The sequence below is a fragment of the uncultured Bacteroides sp. genome (assembly GCF_905207245.1).
Classification (GTDB): domain Bacteria; phylum Bacteroidota; class Bacteroidia; order Bacteroidales; family Bacteroidaceae; genus Bacteroides.
In genome coordinates this window covers 66,324-85,858 of the sequence record NZ_CAJLKP010000004.1, presented here as the reverse complement: position 1 = coordinate 85,858, position 19,535 = coordinate 66,324, and the positions used below count along the sequence as shown (strand labels likewise).

18 protein-coding genes, 1 pseudogene and 1 riboswitch are annotated in these 19,535 nt (G+C 45.6%); of the genes and pseudogenes, 14 read left to right on the top strand and 5 right to left on the bottom strand.

From position 1 onward, the window contains the following. Window positions 1–220 precede the first annotated feature (220 nt). Window positions 221–1,075 carry a hypothetical protein gene (locus QZ135_RS02425; RefSeq protein WP_294605627.1) on the top strand — a complete coding sequence of 285 codons (855 nt, stop codon included), beginning with the start codon at window positions 221–223 and terminating at the stop codon, window positions 1,073–1,075. Between the two features lie 241 nt (window positions 1,076–1,316). Here the strand turns inward: QZ135_RS02425 and QZ135_RS02420 are convergent, their stop codons facing one another. Next, complete coding sequence (locus QZ135_RS02420) at window positions 1,317–1,649, bottom strand: DUF1622 domain-containing protein (RefSeq protein ID WP_294605625.1); 333 nt, start codon at window positions 1,647–1,649, stop codon at window positions 1,317–1,319. A gap of 81 nt (window positions 1,650–1,730) precedes the next feature. On the opposite strand from QZ135_RS02420, the gene QZ135_RS02415 reads away from it, so the two are divergent. From QZ135_RS02415 to QZ135_RS02400, 4 genes are all read left to right on the top strand, one after another. Next, window positions 1,731–2,339, top strand: coding sequence for a TetR/AcrR family transcriptional regulator (locus QZ135_RS02415; RefSeq protein ID WP_294605623.1), 609 nt, complete (start codon window positions 1,731–1,733; stop codon window positions 2,337–2,339). A gap of 98 nt (window positions 2,340–2,437) precedes the next feature. Next, on the top strand, window positions 2,438–3,160 hold the full coding sequence (locus tag QZ135_RS02410) for a hypothetical protein (RefSeq protein WP_294605621.1): 723 nt from the start codon (window positions 2,438–2,440) through the stop codon (window positions 3,158–3,160). Beyond that, entirely contained in the window at window positions 3,157–3,681 is a 525-nt protein-coding gene (locus QZ135_RS02405; RefSeq protein ID WP_294605619.1) for a hypothetical protein, read from the top strand. The genes QZ135_RS02410 and QZ135_RS02405 overlap by 4 nt, the downstream gene beginning before the upstream one ends. A 172-nt stretch (window positions 3,682–3,853) precedes the next feature. After that, complete coding sequence (locus QZ135_RS02400; RefSeq protein ID WP_294605704.1) at window positions 3,854–5,428, top strand: rhamnogalacturonan acetylesterase; 1,575 nt, start codon at window positions 3,854–3,856, stop codon at window positions 5,426–5,428. Here QZ135_RS02400 and QZ135_RS02395 read toward each other — a convergent pair. Next, window positions 5,427–6,362: pseudogene (locus QZ135_RS02395) on the bottom strand (glycoside hydrolase family 43 protein); the annotation flags it as partial. The gene QZ135_RS02400 and the pseudogene QZ135_RS02395 overlap by 2 nt on opposite strands. A gap of 175 nt (window positions 6,363–6,537) precedes the next feature. Between QZ135_RS02395 and QZ135_RS02390 the strand changes: the two are divergent. From QZ135_RS02390 to QZ135_RS02375, 4 genes are all read left to right on the top strand, one after another. Then, a complete protein-coding gene (locus QZ135_RS02390; protein ID WP_294605617.1) occupies window positions 6,538–7,089 on the top strand; it encodes an RNA polymerase sigma-70 factor in 552 nt (183 codons plus the stop codon). A gap of 349 nt (window positions 7,090–7,438) precedes the next feature. Beyond that, entirely contained in the window at window positions 7,439–8,410 is a 972-nt protein-coding gene (locus QZ135_RS02385) for a FecR domain-containing protein (RefSeq protein WP_294605615.1), read from the top strand. Between the two features lie 204 nt (window positions 8,411–8,614). Further along, on the top strand, window positions 8,615–11,239 hold the full coding sequence (locus QZ135_RS02380) for a carboxypeptidase-like regulatory domain-containing protein (RefSeq protein WP_294605613.1): 2,625 nt from the start codon (window positions 8,615–8,617) through the stop codon (window positions 11,237–11,239). Between the two features lie 60 nt (window positions 11,240–11,299). Beyond that, complete coding sequence (locus QZ135_RS02375; RefSeq protein ID WP_009131988.1) at window positions 11,300–11,548, top strand: hypothetical protein; 249 nt, start codon at window positions 11,300–11,302, stop codon at window positions 11,546–11,548. A 73-nt stretch (window positions 11,549–11,621) separates the two neighbouring features. On the opposite strand, the gene QZ135_RS02370 is transcribed toward QZ135_RS02375, so the two are convergent. After that, window positions 11,622–12,494: a mechanosensitive ion channel domain-containing protein gene (locus QZ135_RS02370; RefSeq protein ID WP_294605610.1), complete on the bottom strand. Its 873-nt coding sequence runs from the start codon at window positions 12,492–12,494 to the stop codon at window positions 11,622–11,624. A 141-nt stretch (window positions 12,495–12,635) separates the two neighbouring features. After that, window positions 12,636–12,731: riboswitch (TPP riboswitch) on the top strand. 36 nt (window positions 12,732–12,767) lie between these two features. Here QZ135_RS02370 and QZ135_RS02365 point away from each other — a divergent pair. From QZ135_RS02365 to QZ135_RS02355, 3 genes are read left to right on the top strand one after another with little or no spacing between them, the layout of a single operon-like run. Next, the gene (locus QZ135_RS02365) at window positions 12,768–15,062 is read left to right on the top strand and encodes a TonB-dependent receptor (protein WP_294605608.1); all 2,295 of its coding nucleotides are present in this window, start codon (window positions 12,768–12,770) and stop codon (window positions 15,060–15,062) included. 3 nt (window positions 15,063–15,065) lie between these two features. Then, window positions 15,066–15,671, top strand: coding sequence for a nicotinamide riboside transporter PnuC (pnuC, locus tag QZ135_RS02360; RefSeq protein ID WP_294605606.1), 606 nt, complete (start codon window positions 15,066–15,068; stop codon window positions 15,669–15,671). A 16-nt stretch (window positions 15,672–15,687) separates the two neighbouring features. Then, a complete protein-coding gene (locus QZ135_RS02355; RefSeq protein WP_294605604.1) occupies window positions 15,688–16,341 on the top strand; it encodes a thiamine diphosphokinase in 654 nt (217 codons plus the stop codon). Between the two features lie 51 nt (window positions 16,342–16,392). Here the strand turns inward: QZ135_RS02355 and QZ135_RS02350 are convergent, their stop codons facing one another. Then, on the bottom strand, window positions 16,393–17,304 hold the full coding sequence (locus tag QZ135_RS02350) for a DMT family transporter (RefSeq protein ID WP_294605602.1): 912 nt from the start codon (window positions 17,302–17,304) through the stop codon (window positions 16,393–16,395). Window positions 17,305–17,432: 128 nt separating this feature from the next. On the opposite strand from QZ135_RS02350, the gene QZ135_RS02345 reads away from it, so the two are divergent. Continuing rightward, the gene (locus QZ135_RS02345; protein ID WP_294605600.1) at window positions 17,433–17,624 is read left to right on the top strand and encodes a hypothetical protein; all 192 of its coding nucleotides are present in this window, start codon (window positions 17,433–17,435) and stop codon (window positions 17,622–17,624) included. Continuing rightward, window positions 17,609–17,920: a type II toxin-antitoxin system RelE/ParE family toxin gene (locus QZ135_RS02340; RefSeq protein WP_294605598.1), complete on the top strand. Its 312-nt coding sequence runs from the start codon at window positions 17,609–17,611 to the stop codon at window positions 17,918–17,920. The genes QZ135_RS02345 and QZ135_RS02340 overlap by 16 nt, the downstream gene beginning before the upstream one ends. Before the next feature lie 194 nt (window positions 17,921–18,114). Here the strand turns inward: QZ135_RS02340 and thrC are convergent, their stop codons facing one another. Then, the gene (thrC, locus tag QZ135_RS02335) at window positions 18,115–19,482 is read right to left on the bottom strand and encodes a threonine synthase (protein WP_294605596.1); all 1,368 of its coding nucleotides are present in this window, start codon (window positions 19,480–19,482) and stop codon (window positions 18,115–18,117) included. Window positions 19,483–19,535: the final 53 nt, after the last annotated feature.

Sequence of the window (19,535 nt, the reverse complement as noted above, 5' to 3'; positions counted from 1 at the left end):
TTAATTAGGTATTAGACATATTAATGTTCTATCTGCAAAGTAAACGGCAGGACATTAAAAAGGTGGTCGAAACAGAATTAATATAGACTTAAAAACACATTAATCATCCATATTTCAGGTAATTTACACGATAAGATGTTTTTTTCTTTGAATTTCGTACCTTTGTCCTATGTACTAACAACCATGAGCGCGGACAAATTTAATATAAATCTTCAAGCATATGGCAACTTACACACATTTCGGAAAGCAGGCAGATGTATTCAAACATTTGATATTTTGTGAGGTTCTTCAAAACGAAAAACCTTCAGTCTATGTGGAGACAAATTCAGCCTCCGCCATTTACCGGATGGAACATACACCGGAACAACAATACGGTATTTATCACTTTTTGGACAATGTAGCTAGAGAAGAATTACTAAAGAATTCCACTTATTATAAATTAGAAAGCCCGGAGATGGCAAAAGGGAATTATTTAGGCTCTCCTGCTTTAGCCATGAACATATTAGGAGAGCAAACCCGACAATATCAATTCTTTGATATAGAAAAGGAGGCTTTAGAAAACGTGAGTCGCTATGCTGATAGAATGAAGCTAAATACTGCTGTCCAGACCTGCAATTCTGATTCACTGACAGGAGTAATGGAGCTCTTACCCTCACTCCCTGCATCTTCTTTCGTCCACATCGACCCTTATGAGATTGATAGAAAAGGAATGTCCGGAACAACGTATCTCGATATATTAGTAAAAGCTACACAAGCAGGCATGAGGTGCCTGTTGTGGTATGGTTTTATGACCGGAGATGACAAAACTCATCTAAATCAATATATCGCCGGCAAACTGAAAGAGGCAGGCATCCATAAATACACTTGCGTGGAACTGACAATGAATTTGCTCAGAAAAGATACAATAATCTGTAATCCGGGTATAGTAGGCAGTGGCATTTTAGCTACCAATTTATCACAGAAATCAAATACATTGATTCTTGAATCTAGCAAAAAATTAGTCAATCTCTACCAACATGCCGAATATAAAAGTTATGATGGAAGTTTATATAGAGAAGTATTGCGGGAAGTCTAAACATAGTAGCAAAAAAAAAAGGCTATCTATCCCAGACAGCCAATCTTTGTTAACCTTAAATCTAATACTATGAAAAACACATTGCAAAGATACGGACTTTAGGGATATCTCCAAATTTTCAGGGTCAAACGGAGAGTTTTATAACATGGTTTAATAGAATTAAGGAAGTCGTTAACTACCCAATACTCTAATGTTAACAATTAACATAACATAGGCTACATATTTAAGAAATATACCAGCTTCATTCATCTTTCTCACTTTCTATCTCTAACTCCTTAATTTCTTTATTCAGGAAGACAGAGAGAATCGTTCTCAAAACAACTATCCCTCCTAAAATGCCCAATTCGTTCAGAGTAGGTTCCAATACAGTCTTTAGTATATCCGATGCTATGAGGAATTCAAGTCCCAACAATAAGTAAGTCCCGAAGGTAGCACGCAACCTCCGGATATTGGTCGTTGAATATTTACCTGTAAATCTCTTGAATTCATTGCTAAGAAAGGATATGATACCGATTAGTGCTCCATAGGTGACAATGAGAACAGTCTTCCCCTTCAAAAGAATAAAAACACCCAATTCGCAAATTTATTTCCTGTTTTACTTGTATGTTTCCAACCGGTAACATACCTTTGTTCCCGATTAGTAACATACAATTATATGACAGCAAAGAACACCACTTCGGAAAGGGACAGAGAAACAACAGAAAGGCGCATACTGGACACCATCGGCCAAATGATAAGCGAAAACGGATTTGAGAAAATAGGAATCAATGCCGTTGCCACCCAGTCCGGTGTATCCAAGATATTGATATACCGCTATTTTGGTTCGGTAGAAGGGCTTATGGCTACCTATATCCGCCAGCATGATTTCTGGATTAACTTTCCGCAAGAACTCCCGGAACGCGACAAACTGCCGGAGTACCTGAAGCAGATGTTCAGAAGCCAGATAGAGCAACTACGCAGTAACCCCACGCTGCGGAGGCTGCACCGTTGGGAACTCTCTTCCGACAACGAAATAATCGTGAAGCTAAGGGAGCAACGCGAAAATGCCGGCATGCAGCGTATAAAAAGAATCAGCGAACTGACAAGCTATCCATTAAAAGAACTCGAAGTGCTGGCCTCCGTCCTAACAGCATCCATCACCTACCTTGTGATGCTGGAAGAATTCTGTCCGGTTTACAACGGAATCTCCCTGAACAATAACTCAGGATGGGAACAAATCACCCAAGGAATAGACTCGCTTATCGATAAGGTTTTCCAAGTGTAATGCATAAAAGGCAAATATAAGTATCCGGATCACTTATGCCCAGCATGTTCCCACTTGGTAACAAACTCATTTTATAGTAACAATCAAATGAATTAAAGATGAAGAAAATGATTATGACCTGGATTTATTTATCGCTTTTCTCTCTCTGTTCCTGTCAGAAAGAGCTGATTGAATATGAAGCAGGAGATGTAAAAATATGCATCGAAGAAGGTGAAGAATGGCTGCACGACTTCCCGCTATTCCTGGGAATCAAGAAAAAGAATCCGCCCCAGATTGCCATCTGGATGGAAGATATGAAAGGGAATTACCTGTCCACCATCTATGCCAGCCATAAAATAGCAACCCAGTCCTGGCAAAGTTCAGGAGGCAACAGAAGAAAAGAGGCCCTGCCCCACTGGTGCCATGCACGGGGCATACAGTATAAGGACGGACTTTACCTGCCAACCAAAGAGGAGCCGCTCACGGATGGGATTTCCGGGGCAACTCCCCGTGGTAGTTTCGACGTAAAGCTACATCCATCCGACAAGCTGAAACTGTTCAGGATTAAAGTGGAAATCAACCATTCGACGGATTTCAATGACTACTATACCAAGGCAGCCAAAGAGGGCGAACCGGGTTATTCGGGTGGTAAAGAAGGGAGCGGACAGCCGGCGATGGTTTATTCTGCAGATGTGGACTTATTCTCCGGTCAGAAAGCATTTGAAGCCGTTCTGCTCGGGCATAGCAGTCCCGACGGTAGTTCCGGTGACTTGGAAACCGATACCTCCGCACTGACCACGGCTCTCCATATTGTGAAACGCATAACTGTAAATGTACAATGAAAAAAATAATCTTTATACTCTTATTATTTCTGGCAAATCCCATTGTGAAGGGCCAGATTGCAGACCGTTTCACCTGCATGACCACCATCGGAACGGGAATTTCTATGAATACTCCTTCTACCACTCCATTCGCCTGGCAAGTGACAGGGCACTACAAGCTATCGGAACGCTTCTCTGCGGGCATCGGCACCGGATTATCTGTCTATGAGAAAGCACTGATACCCCTCTTCGCCGACGCCAGATTTCAACTGACTAAACCAAGAAGAGTTGTCCCCTATCTGCAATGCGGCATCGGATATGCTTTCGCCCCCGATGAAGACGCTAATGGTGGTTTTTTCTTTCATCCATCCGCAGGTGTACAGTATAAAATGCATGGTAAAACGACGCTTCTGTTAAGCATAGGATATGAAATCCAAAACCTGGAACGGTTGAAAAAATACGAGAGCAGTCACTATGCAGCAGAATTCCGGGAGAAGCTACACCACAACCTGATTTCAATCAAATTAGGGGTTATGCTTTAGAAAAGTTCTCCCTATGGGACAAAAAGACATCAATCTGAATAATATTCCATTCGGAGAAAGTAAGATTTCGCCTACTTTTGCACAAAACATAGCATAAAGTAATAGGAAAATGAATAGACACACATTTTGCAGCTACTTGATTTTGGGAGTTGCATTCGCATTCTGTCTGCCGATGCAAGCCCAAAACAAGGTGGCTGCACCCATGAAGGACGTCAACCAGGTAATTGACAATACACTGGATAGTTTAAACAAAGCACGGACAGCACGTCCAATAGCCGGTTCCAGCCGCAAAGGCAATAATCCGGTTTTGTTTTTAGTAGGCAATTCCACCATGCGCACCGGTACCCTGGGCAACGGTAATAATGGTCAATGGGGTTGGGGATATTACGCCGGAGACCACTTTGACCAGAGCCGGATAACGGTAGAAAACCATGCATTAGGCGGAACAAGCAGCCGCACATTCTACAAGCATCTATGGCCGGATGTCATCAAAGGAGTGCGCCCGGGCGACTGGGTGATTATCGAATTGGGACACAACGACAATGGTCCTTACGATAGCGGACGTGCACGCGCCTCCATTCCCGGAATTGGCAAAGACAGCCTGAACATAACCATCCAGGAAACCGGAGTAAAAGAAACGGTATACAGCTATGGCGAATACATGCGCCGTTTTGTACAGGAAGTGAAAGCGAAAGGCGCCCATCCCATCCTGTTCTCACTGACGCCCCGCAATGCCTGGAAAGATAAAGACAGCACGATTGTGACACGTGTCAACAAGACATTCGGGCTATGGGCAAAGCAAATAGCCGAAGAACAACAGGTGCCCTTTATCGACTTGAACGACATCACCGCCCGTAAGTTCGAGAAATTCGGCAAAGAGAAAGTGAAATATATGTTCTATCTGGACCGCATTCACACCAGTGCTTTCGGAGCTAAAGTGAACGCAGCTTCTGCCGCCGAAGGCATTCGGGAGTGCACAGGTCTGGAACTGGCAAACTATCTGAAACCGGTGGAGAAAGACACGGTTACCGGTGCCAGCCGGAAAGAAGGTTGCCCGGTGGTGTTCACTATCGGAGACAGCACGGTGAAGAATAAAGATAATGATAAAGACGGCATGTGGGGCTGGGGCAGCGTGATAGCCGATGAGTTCAACCTGAAAAAGGTGACTGTTGAGAACCATGCCATGGCAGGACGCAGTGCACGCACATTCTTGGACGAAGGCCGTTGGGACAAAGTTTATGACGCCCTGCAACCGGGTGATTTTGTACTTATCCAGTTTGGGCATAACGACGGAGGAGACATCAACGTAGGCAAAGCGCGCGGCGAACTGCACGGTTCGGGAAATGAAAGCAAAGTTTTCCTGATGGAAAAGACTGGAAAATATCAGGTGGTTTACAGCTTCGGTTGGTATCTGCGCAAGTTCATTATGGATGCACAGGAAAAAGGTGCCATCCCCATCGTACTGAGCCACACCCCTCGCAACAAGTGGAAAGACGGGGAAATTGAACGCAATACGAACAGTTATGGCAAGTGGACGCGTGAGGCAGCAGAAATGACCGGTGCTTACTTCATTGATTTGAATAAACTATCGGCAGATAAGCTACAGAAGATGGGGCCCAAGAAGACACCCGCTTTCTACAATACCGACCACACGCACACCTCGTTAAAAGGTGCACGCATGAATGCCCGGAGTATTGCAGAAGGCATAAAGGCTATTGATTGCCCGTTGAAGAAGTACTTGAAGTAAGCAAGGCCTCCACCACCGAGGCGTCGACCTTGAAAGCCGTTCCATGACGTGTTCCCTTCGGGAAAGAAACCCGGTCGGACACGTCTTCCCACGTCTTCCCATTATCTAATGAACGGACCGCCCCGTAACGATGGTCGCGATATTTATCGAAGTAAACGTAAAGCGCATCATCCACATAGAGCGGAGCGGGGCCTTCCGCCCAGTAATCACCGGTGATGGGAGCAGATACTTCAACCGGAAAACCATCCCTGATATTCTTCGTACGCGTAATCCGCAGGTTCTTCTCCGGCGGATTGGAGTTTTCATTCTTCACTACCATAATCAACTCGTCGCTCTTGGGCACCTTCACAATAGCAGCGTCGATGACGCTGAAATCAGGGTCAAAGAACATCTTAGTTTCGGAGAAAGTACGGAAATCTTTTGTTGTCACATAGTACATGCGATGATTCAAGCCCTTCTCGCTCTCACTGGTAGCCACTTCTTTGTGGCGGCCGGGGATGGTGGTGGCCCAAAAGATATAATAGGTTTGCGACGGTTCATCGTAGAAAAGTTCGGGTGCCCAGCAATTATGTGCCGTAGGCTCATGCATCATGACGGGAATGGCTTGTTGCTCACTCCAGTGAATCAGGTCGCGGGAGGAGGCGTAGCCGATGATGCGGTCCGTCCAACTGGAAGTCCACACCATGTGGAAGGTTCCGTCGGGAGACTGGCAGATGCTGGGGTCGCGCATCAGTTTGTCTTTCCCCACTGCGGGAGTCAGGAAAGAGCGTCCTTCGTTCAGTGGCGTCCAGGTCAGGCCGTCATAACTATAAGCCAGATGCAGGCCGTCTTCACTGTTACCGATAAAGTAGGAAAAAAGATAAGCGGGTTTTCCGGCAAAGGCGGATAGCACCAGGCAAAGAGTCAGTGCCAGACAGGTGATTATTCTTTTCATGGGTTCATCAAGATTAAAAAGTTTACTTTGCAAATATACCATATCTTCGGGACATACCCAAGCCCCGGAGAAATGCTAAAATAGAAAGGACATGGTTAATAATTCGAAAAGGGGGACTTCATAAGATAAATAATCACTTCTTTTGTTCCCACCAAAAATAAAAACAGCCCCCTACATGAGTAATAAGATAGATATGAAAACGCTTGAAGCCTTGCAACAGGGATGTCACGAGGCATTTGAGGTTGTTTTCCTGGCTTCTTACGGTAAAGTAAAGGCGTTTATATACGGATACGTCAAGTCCGAACCGGATGCCGAGGAGTTGGCAGAAGATTTATTTGTAAATCTTTGGGTGAAACACCGGGATATAGACAATGCCAAATCGTTCGATGCTTTTCTGCATACGATGGCAAGGAATTCGGCAATCAACTTTTTGAAGCGTAAATATGTGCAGGAGGCTTATCTGAGTACAGTTCAGGGGCAGGAATACGGTTCTACTTCCGAGGAGGAACTGATAGCGAAAGAGCTGGGGTTACTGATTGACGAGACAGTGGAAAACATGCCGGAGCAACGACGGAAGATTTATGCATTGAGCCGGAACGAGGGATTGAGCAATGAAGAAATAGCCGAACGGCTGCACACTACCAAAAGAAATGTGGAAAGCCAGTTGAGCCTTGCCCTGAAGGAGATACGGAAAACAATCTCGTGTTTCTTTGTCGTATTTTTATAAATTCCTGACAGTATTCCATTCGAGAACGGATGCAAGTAGGACATTGATAGGGTATGTCCGGAACAGAGACGAGGTGAGTGTAGGAGTGAGTATAGAATCAATGCCAATGATGGGTACAATCAATGCCAATGATTCCTACCATCAATGCCAATGATGATAGGCATCAATGGCATTGATGATAGGTTCAGTTCTAATGACATCATAGATGACAGTCAGACATTGTATAGCTGAGTTCATTATCATGTACTTATGAACAAAACCTTCATGAATAACCTCTCTTGAAAAAAATATCAGTTTTCTTATTGAGTTTTCCCCATCTCAACTGTATATATACCAAAAGGCAGTAAAAATGGAAGCAAACTCTATTGTTAGAATCATACGAAAATATTTGTCGGGACGTTTCTCGCCCGAAACAGAGGAAAAGGTTCAGAGATGGATTATCAAAGACAAGTACCCGGAGGAAAAAGAGAAAGCCTCACTCGCTTATTGGAATGAAGTAGAAGCGAAATCCGATACGGACACTTACCTCGCCTTGGAACGGGTAAATAAAAGAATCGGTCATCAGAAGATGCGCCCCCTCCCCTTGCGTCAAAAAATCGGCCGCATCGCAGCGGTACTCATCCCGCTATTTATCATAGCAGGAGGCTATCTTTACCATACCTCCACCCGGAATCATCTGATTGAGATTTCAGCAGCATATGGAGAAAAGAAACACATCCTACTACCCGACAGCTCCGAAATATGGCTGAATGCCGGAACCGTTATCAAATACCCCAAACGGTTTTCAGGCTCCCAACGCACCGTGCACCTCAACGGCGAAGCCTACTTCTCTGTCAAAAAAGATGCCGCCCATCCATTCATCGTAAAGACTCCGCAACTCTCCGTCAAAGTATTGGGAACCAAATTCAACGTAAAGGCTTATGCGGACGACAAGTCAGTAACCACCACCCTGACAAGCGGCAAGGTAGAAGTCACCTCCCCCGCCCAGACTTCCCGGATATTGAAGCCCAACGAACAACTGACCTATGACAAGCGCACCTCCGGCATCAGCATTACGGAAATACCCGCCAATGACACCGATAGCTGGCTCACCGGAAAGCTAATATTCACCAACGCATCTTTCACCGAAATCATCCGGACACTGGAAAGGCGGTACAACGTAACGTTCACCACCTCCGTCAATATCCCCGCCTCCAAGCGCTACACCGTCAGATTCCTAAAAAACGAGACTCTGGATGAAATACTAACCGTACTGAAAGAAATGATTGGCTTCCGCTACCGGCAGGAGGGCAACGAAATAGAATTAAGTAATAACCCATAAAACCCAGCAGCCTATGAAGAAAAAAGGAACCGGATTGTAGCTTGAGACCCTCAACCCGGTTCTGAGATGTTAATCCTTCATCAATTATCAAACTTAAAATAAAGTATTAACCATACAAAGATAATGCAAATTGAATGCAGAACTTTCATGCTTGCATGAAAAAGTTATACCGAAATGCAGCTTATCTTATAAAAATGTACAATAATGAATCGAAGAACCATTAATAAGCAAATAAATAAAAACATTATTTTCCTGCTCTTCACCCTTCTCTCCCTTACCGCCAGCGCACAGGATGAAGGGAAGAAAATCACCATACAGAATAAAAACTGTTCGCTGAAAGAAGCCTTTGCCCAGATAGAACTGCAAACCGGCTACAGCGTAGCTTACGAACTATCCGCCTTAGATGTAAAAAAACAACTCTCCCTTTCTTTCAAGAACCTGAACATAGACAAAGCATTATCCCAAATCCTGAAAGGTACCCGCTATACCTACAAAATAACAGGCTACCACATCGTCATCACCCCGGCGGATGGACAACAACCGTCCGCCAAAGAAAAGACACAGAAGCTAACCCAAACCATAAGAGGCGTTGTCATCGACTCCAAAACCAACATGCCGATAGAATTTGTCACCGTAAGAATCATGGGTAACGGTTCGCTGGGAACCACCACCGATAGTTTAGGCAGATTCCGGATAGACCATGTCCCGGTGGGACGCTGCAACCTGCAAGCCTCTTTTGTGGGCTACAACGCAAGCATCCTCAACGAAATCCCCGTGACTTCCTCCAAAGAAGTCTACCTTGAAATCCCACTCGACGAGAATGTTCACTCACTGGACGAGGTCGTCATACACCCGGAAGTACGGAAAGACAAGCCCCTGAACACCATGGCCATCACCGGCGGACGCATGATTAGCATGGAAGAAGCCGGCAGGTTTGCCAACGGCTTCGACGACCCCGCCCGACTGACCACTGCATTTGCAGGCGTGGCAGGCAGCATCGGGACAAACGCGATAGCCATCAGAGGAAACTCCCCCCAGTTCACGCAGTGGAGGCTGGAAGGTGTAGAAATACCCAATCCCACCCACTTTGCCGATGTCTCCGGTCTGGGCGGCGGCTTCCTGTCCGCCCTGAGCACACAGGTCGTGGGCAACTCCGATTTCTACAACGGCGCTTTTCCTGCCGAATACAGCAATGCCTTATCGGGCGTTTTCGACATGCACATCCGCAACGGAAACAATCAGAAGTATGAGCATACCTTCCAGTTAGGAATTATGGGTATCGACCTTGCATCCGAAGGTCCCCTCAGCAAGAAGCAAGGCAGTTCCTACATCTTCAATTACCGCTTCTCCACCACTTCCTTAGCCACCGGAAACGATATAAACATGAAATACCAGGACCTTGCCTTCAAGCTGAATTTCCCGACCAAGAGAGCCGGCACTTTCTCCCTATGGGGAATCGGTCTGATAGACCGCAACAAGCCCGAAGCCGAGAAACGGGAGGAATGGGAAACACAAGCCGACCGCCAGTCGGGCGAAACCAATCTGGACAAAGCCGCCGCAGGCATGACTCACAAATATCTCATCAATGAAGATACTTATATCCGTTCGTCACTTGCCGCCACCTATTCACAAGACCACACGATAGCCAATCAGCAGACGGAAGATGACCGGATAATCCCCGTAGGAGACATCCGGAATTCCAAATGGGACGTTGTTTTCAACTCTTATCTGAACAAGAAATTCAGTCCCAACCACGTGAACAGGACGGGCATCACCCTCACAGGACTGAAATATGACTTGGACTATAAAGTCAGCCCCAACTTCGGGCTCGACATCCCCATGGAACAAATTTCAAAAGGCAACGGAGAAAGTGCCGTACTCTCGGCATACAGCAGTTCCGTCATCAACTTAAGCAATCATCTCACCGCCAGTCTGGGCCTCACTGCCCAATACTTCACCCTCAACAAGAACTGGTCCGTAGAGCCCCGGGCAGCCATCAAATGGTCTTTCCTTCCGAAGCACTCCCTGGCAGCAGCCTACGGACTGCACAGCCGCCGGGAGAAACTGGATTATTACTTCGTGGAACGCACCGTCAACAGCAAAACCGAATCCAACAAATATCTGAACTTTGCCAAGGCCCATCACTTAGGGCTCACATATGACTGGAACATCAACCCGTACATGCACCTGAAGATAGAGCCCTATTATCAATATCTGTTTCGCATCCCCGTCGAAGAGAACTCTTCCTTTTCCATCATCAACCACCAGGACTTCTATCTGGAAAGGATACTCAAGAACAAAGGTTCCGGCAGAAACTATGGCATCGACATCACCCTGGAGCAATACATGAAAAACGGCTTCTATTATATGATAACAGCTTCCCTATTCAAATCCCGCTATAAAGGCGGAGACAACATCTGGCGCAATACGCGGCTGGACAAGAATTACCTGCTGAACGTCCTTGCCGGAAAAGAATGGATGATGGGCCGACTGAAACAAAATGTACTCAGCCTCAACGGACGCATCTACTTCCAGGGAGGTGACCGCTATACCCCGGTGGACAGAAAACAAAGCATGATAGAGCATGACATCGTATTCGACGAAACGAAGGCATACAGCGAAAAGTTCTCCCCAACCATCAACGGGGATATTTCTTTCAGCTACCGGATTAACAAGAAAAAGGTGTCGCACGAGTTTGCCATCAAGCTGCTGAACGTGGGCATGCGCACCGGAATGCATTTCTATGAATATAATGAGAAGACCAACAAAATCAAGAAAGTTGACGGCACAGGTTTAATCCCCAATATAAGTTATAAAATATATTTTTAATGTATGAACTAACCGTCACAGCAAATGTTATATCAATAAGAACTTTAAAACACAACTATCATGGAAAAGTATCTGATTCATAGTAACGAATTGCATTTCATTAATAAGGAACGCATTCACCAGGCGGTAGAAAAAATGGTAGAGTCACTGGATATGGCGGCAGGTTCCACCCGAGGCTTTGACTTGTACACTGTAGTAGAAAGCTACTTCACCGATCTTGAGAAACGAAGGGAAATCAACCATTTACTACATATTGAGAAGAATGAATGTGAAGAAATAGAAGAAGAACTCGGAGTATATGAGATGTAAAAGAAATGCCAATAGACAATAAATGAGAAGGAGCATTACATTAGTTGTAATGCTCCTTCTCATTATATAGCAATCAGTCCTTCGCCTGATGTACCGTCAGTTGTGGGAAAGGGAAGCCGATGCCCTCCTTATTAAATACGGAGTAAATGTTTTTGTTCATATCAAAATAAACTCCCCAGTAGTCCTCACTCTTCACCCACGCACGGATGATGACATTCACACTGCTTGCATCGAGTGCATGAAGGGCAACAAAAGGTGCAGGGTCACCAAGTATCCGTTTATCCTCAGCAATGATGCGGCGGGTGGTTTCTTCTACTTTATCAAAGTTTTCGCCATACTCTACGCCAATCACCCACTCTACGCGACGGGTATTTTCACGGCTGTAGTTGGTCACTGTACCACTGCTTAATGCACCGTTCGGGATATAAATGACTTTGTTGTCGCCGGTAAGCAGAATAGTGTGGAATATCTGGATTTCGCGTACTGTGCCCGTCACGCCTTGGCTTTCAATCAAGTCACCCACTTTATAAGGACGGAGCAACAAAACGATCAGACCGCCTGCAAAGTTCTGCAAGTTTCCGGACAATGCCATACCGATAGCCACACCGGCAGATGCCAGCAGGGCAGCAAACGAAGTTGTTTCCACTCCTAACTTACCGATAACAGCAATAATCAACAGGATAGTCAGCATAATATTCACCAGACTCTTCACAAAGCTCTGGATACTGGCGTCCACATGACGTTTAGCCAACACTCTGGCCAACATTTTATTAAGGAAGGAAATCAGGAAACGCCCTACAATAAAGATTAATACGGCACCGATAATATGGCCGCCTGCGTTCACTCCCCAATCTATCAGTTGCTGAAGGAAGATTTGTAATTTACTGAAACTGTCTTCCACCACAGTTTCGGCGGCAGGAGCCGCTGCTTGTAATAATAATAACATAATAGTGTTCGTTTGATGTTAATAAATACATTTTCCCAGCAAAGCTATCAGATGCTTGCTCAGTTACAAAATTAACAAATATCTCCGATTATCGTTCACTCCATTTGCTGGTTTCAATGAAAACGGCTACTTTTGCCCCCGATTTCAACTAAGGGGTGCCCTAATACGACGGGCTGAGATCACACCCACTGACCTGATCCGGGTAATGCCGGCGGAGGGAAAAAGAAGAAAAGTTCCCCTTTTCTGTATTAATCTTTAATAGTTAAAATTGTAATGAGAAAACATGCTATGGCGGCCTGCCTGTTGACGGCGACGCTGAGTGTCTGTGCGCAGACGCATGAAAAGGACAGCTTGCGGGTGATAAGCCTGCAGGAAGTAGAAATTATCTCCACCCGTGCCACGGGAACCACTCCGGTGGCATTTACCAATGTAAGTAAAGAACAACTTAAGAAGCAGAACTTCGGGCAAGACATTCCCTATCTGTTGTCGTTCACGCCGTCTGTACTGACAACGAGTGATGCAGGTGCAGGTATCGGCTACACCAGTATCCGGGTGCGCGGAACAGATGCTACACGCATTAACGTAACCACCAACGGCATACCGATGAACGATGCGGAAAGCCATTCCATATTTTGGGTAAATACTCCCGACCTTGCTTCCTCACTTCAGGACTTGCAGATTCAACGCGGTGCAGGAACTTCCACAAATGGCGCAGGAGCATTCGGAGCCAGCATCAATATGAAGACACAAGGCATTCTGCCCACACCGTATGCAGAGTTCTCAGGCTCTTACGGGTCATTCAACACCCATAAGGAAACGGTAAAGGTAGGCACTGGCCTCATCAATGGGCGATGGGGGTTCGATGCACGCTTGTCCAATATCCACAGTGACGGCTACCGTGACCGTGCCAGTGCCGACCTGAAATCTTATTTCGTGCAAGGCGGATATTATGGCGACAAAACTACCGTCAAATTCATCACCTTCGGCGGAAAAGAAGAAACATATCATGCCTGGGATGGTCTGGATAAAAAGACACTGGAAAACGACCGTAAGTACAATCCCAACGGCACCATAGAAGATGCCCAAGGAAATGTAACCGGATTCTATGACAATCAGATAGATTACTACCGCCAGACGCATTACCAATTATTACTAAACCAGATATTGTCTTCTTCATGGAAACTGAACATAGCATTGCACTATACTGACGGTTACGGTTATTATGAGGAATATAAAAATCGGCGTACACTGGTGGAGTATGGATTGACACCATTTGAAACAAACGGCACCACTATAGAGAAGTCGGACCTTGTACGTCGCAAGCTGGTAGACAGTGGTTTCGGTGGCGGTATATTCTCTTTCGATTATAAAGGAGACAAGTTAGATGCCTCCATCGGTGGCGGACTGAATTATTATAAGAATACCCATAACGGCAAAGTGGTATGGGTGAAGAATTATCTGGGTGAACTTGCCCCCGATCATGAATATTACCGCAACATCGGCCGAAAAACAGATGGCAACATTTACGCAAAGATAAATTATGAGCTACTGGATGGAGTTAGTTTATACGCCGATATGCAATATCGCTACCTGCGCTACAAAATAAACGGCAATAATGACAAGTGGGATTGGACAGCCAATCCGGCACACCTGCAACCATTAAATATTGATGAAGATTTCAGTTTCTTCAATCCTAAAGCCGGTATCTTCTGGAAAATAAATCCCTATAACAATCTTTATGCCTCCTTCAGCGTGGCAAACAAAGAGCCGACACGTAACAACTACACCGACAACCTGTTTGCCGCACAACCCAAATCAGAACGGATGTTCGACTATGAACTGGGCTACACCTTCCGCAAAGATTGGTTTAATGCAGGTGTCAACCTGTACTATATGGATTATAAGAATCAATTGGTGCTGAACGGACAATTGAACGAAATCGGAGAACCCGTAGCAGAAAACGTGAAGGACAGTTATCGCATGGGTATCGAGTTGATGGCAGGCGCCCGCATCACCAACTGGCTGCGCTGGGATGTCAATGCAACCTGGAGCCGCAACCGCATCAAGAATTACACTGAATATCTGAGTGATGTGAATGAAGACTGGGAAGATATGTATAGCGAAAGCTGGGGCATCTCGCAGACCACCCGCTATATCGGAACCACTCCCATCTCTTTCTCACCGGACTTCATGGCAAACAGCCTCATCTCTTTGGATTATAAAGGTTTTAATGCATCTTTGCAGACGCAATACGTCAGCAAGCAATATCTAAATAATGCCCATCAGGAAGATTGTACGCTGGATGCCTACTGTGTAAGCAACCTAAACCTCGGATATACTTTCAAACTGAAAGGGCTGAAATCTGTTAATGTAGGTGTGACAGTCTACAACCTGTTTGACGAAACCTACGAAAGTAACGGATATGCATCAGGAAGTGCTGTGTACGAAGGTCACGGTAAGAATCAGATAAAGGATAAAGACAGCAAATTTCTCCACACCTCCAATTATGCAGCCTATTATCCCAATGCAGGTATTAACGCGCTGGCACATATTACGCTGAGTTTTTAGTATATGGAGCAAACTCTTGAAATAATCGGAACAATCGTCGGGCTTGTCTACCTTTGGCTGGAATACCGGGCGAGTATCTATCTTTGGATAGCGGGTATCATCATGCCCGCTATCTACATCTTCGTTTATTACGATGCCGGGCTATATGCCGATTTCGGAATAAACATCTACTATCTCGGTGCGGCAGTGTATGGCTGGATGATGTGGAAATACGGCAGCTTTGTCAGAAGAAAACTACATCTCCGCACGGAAGAAGGTAAGCAAGAACTCCCCATCACCCGTATGCCCTTGCGCTATTATCTTCCCCTCGGCATTGTATTTGCTGTTACCTTCATCGGTATTGCCTGGATACTGATAGAATTTACCAACAGTAATGTTCCCTGGCTGGATTCATTCACCACCGCCCTCAGCATCGTCGGCATGTGGATGTTGGCACGCAAATACGTGGAACAATGGTGGGCGTGGATTGTAGTAGACGTCGTCAGCGCCGGACTCTATGTTTATAAAGAACTTGATTTTACCGCCGGGCTATATGCCCTTTATACAATAATCGCTATCTTTGGCTACTTCAAATGGAAGAAGATGATGGAAGAAGTGATTAATGATTAGTGATAAGTGATTAACAATGAAAGAAGACAATGATAAGAATCCGGCCCTCTGTGTCCTCTGTGGTGAACCGGAAGCAGTGATCCTTGCAAATGGCGATTACCCTACCCACCCCATCCCTTCGCAAATATTAGCGAACGCTCCCTATGTGGTTTGTTGTGATGGTGGTGCGGATGCTTATATAGCACAAGGTCATGTGCCGGACGTAATTATCGGTGACGGCGACTCACTGAGCGAAGAAAACCGCCGGAAGCACAGTCACATCCTTCATCATATCTCCGACCAGGAAACAAACGACCAAACGAAAGCCGTCAACTTCCTCATGGAGCAGGGAAAGAAAAACATTATCATCGTTGGAGCCACCGGCAAGCGGGAAGATCATACATTAGGAAATATCAGCCTCCTCATCAACTATATGCGTGCCGGAGCCAACATCCGCACATTTACTGACTACAGCGTTTTTATCCCTTGCCGCCATACACATACCTTTTCCTGCCAGCCAGGAAAGCAAGTCTCCATCATCAACTTCGGTGCCCATGGCCTGCGCGGTGAAGGTCTTGCCTATCCCCTCAGCGACTTCACCAACTGGTGGCAAGGCACATTGAACGAATGTACAGGAACGGAATTCACTGTTTATGCAGAAGGAGAGTATTTGGTAATTATTAATTATTAATTGCCATGCGGCATGACAGCACAGCAATTAATATTTAATAATTAATAGTTACTACTTAGCTTTCCTCTCCGCCACCTCTACAAAATACACACTCAAGCATATCATTCCGATAGCCACTCCCTGTTCCCAAGTGAAGCGGTCTTGTCCGGCAATATAAGAAACGACGCTGGTCACAATCAGTATCAGATAGCCGTACATAGCTACTACGGTTGTTTTCAGATATTTCAGCCCGATAGGCATCAGCCAGTAGCTGAGATAGGTGGGAAAAATGAGGATGAAGGTCAATATCAACCACGGCATCCAGTGCCATGTGCCATGAGTAGCGTCGGTGAACAACGGCGCGTCCCATCCGAAGATAGTAGATATCACCAGACCGGACAGCGCCGCGCCCCCAAACACATATTTCATTACGGTCACCAAACCAATCTCTTCCAGCAACTTTTTACTCAGTATCAGGTAAATGGCAAAAACAAACGAACTGAGCAAGCAAAGCATATTACCCGTCAGTGCATCGTGTGCCAGGTCATCGCTTCCCTGCGTCAATATACAGAGCAGCGCACCGCCAAAGCCGAGGGAGATACCAATGATTTTCATCAGCGTAGCCCGCTCGTGCAGGAAGAAAACAGAGATAAGAAACACCCAGATAGGTTGCAGGGAATTGAAGATGGCACTACTGACAGGTGTCGTCTTACTGATGCCCAGCAGATAGCAAAACATAAAACCATACATGCCGAATGCCCCCAGGCAAAGTAGCCCGATACGCTGCCGCCGTGTGATGGGCGCTTCTTTCACAAACCAGCCTGTCACCCAGAACGCCACGGCAGCAAAAGTACAACGCACCGTAACGCCCGTCAACGCGCCCATCCACACAGGCAGCAGGTATTTCAGGGCGTTCATATTCAATCCCGCCAATATACGCGAGCCTACTAAGCTTAAGTTAGCTTCCAGTTTCTTATCTTTCATTCGGATATCGCAATTTTGGTTTCAAGGACAGAGAACGCAGGGAGAAGAAAAATGTTCAGACCGCATGGATATTCCGAAACTATTCGTATCTTTAGGGTGTTCTATGAAAAACAAAGGAGGATAACCCTATGACAAACAATGAAGAAAAATTGACACCGCGTACTCAAACGCCGGATGAACCCCAGAGCAAAGAACAAGTGCTCGTATTCTCGCATCAACTGCGTCGGGACATTGAAGCAGCCTGCCGCCAGTTGGATAACAATGAAGGACAGGATAATCTAACAATCATCAAGGAGATAAAAGAATGGACAAAGAAGTGATATGGTCGCCACTCGCCAAAAAAGAGTTGAAAGAAGCATTCCGCATTCTTAATCTGAAAAAGGAGGACAGACCAAAGAGCAAAGCATTCTACATACAGTTGCAGAACACTTTGTACCGTATCAGTCTCAACCCGTTCTTCGGACAACCTACGGAAGTAGCAAACATACGCTACATTATTCCCCACCCCAGTTATACACTTTTCTACAGGCATAGCATGAAGAAGATAGAAATACTCGTGCTATGGGATAACAATCAGAAGCTGGGAGAACTGAAAGTGATACAGCGAAAAAAATAAAGACGGGAATATGTCTGCCCCATTCAGATGGTCTGTTTTCCTGATTTCAGGATTGATTATCCCTGATAGTATGCTCTATTTGAGCCAACTTGCCGTATATGCACAAAAAAAGAGGAGAAGCGCTTGCTTCTCCCCTCAGCCGAAGTCAGGCATCCGGGCATTTATCTTTCAACTTTCTAAAAGAAAACTACCGTTTACAACGACATCAGATATTTCTTAAAGTCTTCAAACTCCTTCGTCAGTGGCAGACTTTTCTTTTCTCCTTGCATAAATGCTTGCAGCTTTGCCGGAATTTCCACCGTCTCACCGATAATACCCTCTACGGTATCCAGGAATTTTGCCGGATGTGCCGTTTCCAGGAAGACACCCGTTTCACCGGGTTTCAATCCCTCTTTCAAAGCACGGAAACCGCAGGCACCATGCGGATCGAGCAGGTAATGACACTCTTTCCACGTCTCACGCATCGTCTCGGCAATCTGTTCATTGGTATAAGTGGTACCGCTGATCTCGGCAGTGATGGCTTTGTGGTTACCCCCGTAAAGATCGAGTACACGGGCAAAGTTACTCGGATCGCCCACATCCATAGCATTGGCAATGGTGGCGATAGAGGGGCGTGGACTATAAACACCGGTCTGTAAGTATTGATAGAAGATATCATTGCGGTTATTGGCAGCAATGAAACGCTTCACAGGTAGCCCCATGCGTTTACCGAACAAGCCGGCAGTAATGTTTCCGAAGTTACCACTAGGCACACAGATAACTGGTGACAAGCTACCAGCTACCGGTGACGAGTGAGCTGCACTGCCAATCTGCATAGCACTTGTAGCCCGTAGCTTGTCACTCGCAGCTTTCTTCAATTGCGCATAAGCATAGAAGTAATAGAAAGCCTGTGGTAGAAAACGGGCCACATTGATAGAATTGGCACTTGTCAGTTGCAGGTGTTCATTCAGTTCTTTGTCCATGAAAGCGAATTTTACCAATGCCTGACAATCGTCAAAAGTGCCGTCTACTTCAAGGGCAGTGATGTTCTGTCCAAGGGTAGTGAATTGCTTTTCCTGTATTTCACTGACCTTTCCTTTAGGATAAAGCACATATACATGAATACCTTCCACACCGAGGAAACCATTTGCAACGGCACTTCCCGTATCACCGGAAGTAGCTACAAGTACATTCACCTGTTTCTTACCTTCTTTCTTAATGAAATATCCCAAAAGACGGGCCATGAAGCGTCCGCCTACATCTTTAAAGGCAAGCGTCGGGCCGTGGAAAAGTTCGAGGGAGTAAATATTTTCCGTCACTTTCACCAGAGGAACATCAAAATTCAATGTATCATATACGATTTGCTTCAACGTATCGGCCGGAACATCTTCTCCGAAGAAAGCATCGGCTACGCGATAGGCAATCTCCTGAAAAGAAAGGGTATCAATGCTATCATAAAAATCCTGCGGCAAAGGCTTGATGGTATAGGGCATGAATAATCCCTTGTCGGCTGCAAGTCCGCGCACTACGGCTTCTTCCAAAGTTGCGTCGGAGGCTTGTTTATTGGTGCTATAATATTTCATATTAAATTAAAAATTAAAGAATTAAAAATTAAAGGCAACACAATGATTATGAT

Excerpts from the sequence above, each read along its gene's own strand:
- QZ135_RS02425 (WP_294605627.1), top strand. The coding sequence starts at position 221 with ATGGCAACTTACACACATTTCGGAAAGCAGGCAGATGTATTCAAACAT.
- QZ135_RS02415 (WP_294605623.1), top strand. The coding sequence starts at position 1,731 with ATGACAGCAAAGAACACCACTTCGGAAAGGGACAGAGAAACAACAGAA.
- QZ135_RS02410 (WP_294605621.1), top strand. The coding sequence starts at position 2,438 with ATGAAGAAAATGATTATGACCTGGATTTATTTATCGCTTTTCTCTCTC.
- QZ135_RS02405 (WP_294605619.1), top strand. The coding sequence starts at position 3,157 with ATGAAAAAAATAATCTTTATACTCTTATTATTTCTGGCAAATCCCATT.
- QZ135_RS02400 (WP_294605704.1), top strand. The coding sequence starts at position 3,854 with ATGCAAGCCCAAAACAAGGTGGCTGCACCCATGAAGGACGTCAACCAG.
- QZ135_RS02390 (WP_294605617.1), top strand. The coding sequence starts at position 6,538 with ATGAGTAATAAGATAGATATGAAAACGCTTGAAGCCTTGCAACAGGGA.
- QZ135_RS02385 (WP_294605615.1), top strand. The coding sequence starts at position 7,439 with ATGGAAGCAAACTCTATTGTTAGAATCATACGAAAATATTTGTCGGGA.
- QZ135_RS02380 (WP_294605613.1), top strand. The coding sequence starts at position 8,615 with ATGAATCGAAGAACCATTAATAAGCAAATAAATAAAAACATTATTTTC.
- QZ135_RS02375 (WP_009131988.1), top strand. The coding sequence starts at position 11,300 with ATGGAAAAGTATCTGATTCATAGTAACGAATTGCATTTCATTAATAAG.
- QZ135_RS02370 (WP_294605610.1), bottom strand. The coding sequence starts at position 12,494 with ATGTTATTATTATTACAAGCAGCGGCTCCTGCCGCCGAAACTGTGGTG.
- QZ135_RS02365 (WP_294605608.1), top strand. The coding sequence starts at position 12,768 with ATGAGAAAACATGCTATGGCGGCCTGCCTGTTGACGGCGACGCTGAGT.
- pnuC (WP_294605606.1), top strand. The coding sequence starts at position 15,066 with ATGGAGCAAACTCTTGAAATAATCGGAACAATCGTCGGGCTTGTCTAC.
- QZ135_RS02355 (WP_294605604.1), top strand. The coding sequence starts at position 15,688 with ATGAAAGAAGACAATGATAAGAATCCGGCCCTCTGTGTCCTCTGTGGT.
- QZ135_RS02350 (WP_294605602.1), bottom strand. The coding sequence starts at position 17,304 with ATGAAAGATAAGAAACTGGAAGCTAACTTAAGCTTAGTAGGCTCGCGT.
- QZ135_RS02345 (WP_294605600.1), top strand. The coding sequence starts at position 17,433 with ATGACAAACAATGAAGAAAAATTGACACCGCGTACTCAAACGCCGGAT.
- QZ135_RS02340 (WP_294605598.1), top strand. The coding sequence starts at position 17,609 with ATGGACAAAGAAGTGATATGGTCGCCACTCGCCAAAAAAGAGTTGAAA.
- thrC (WP_294605596.1), bottom strand. The coding sequence starts at position 19,482 with ATGAAATATTATAGCACCAATAAACAAGCCTCCGACGCAACTTTGGAA.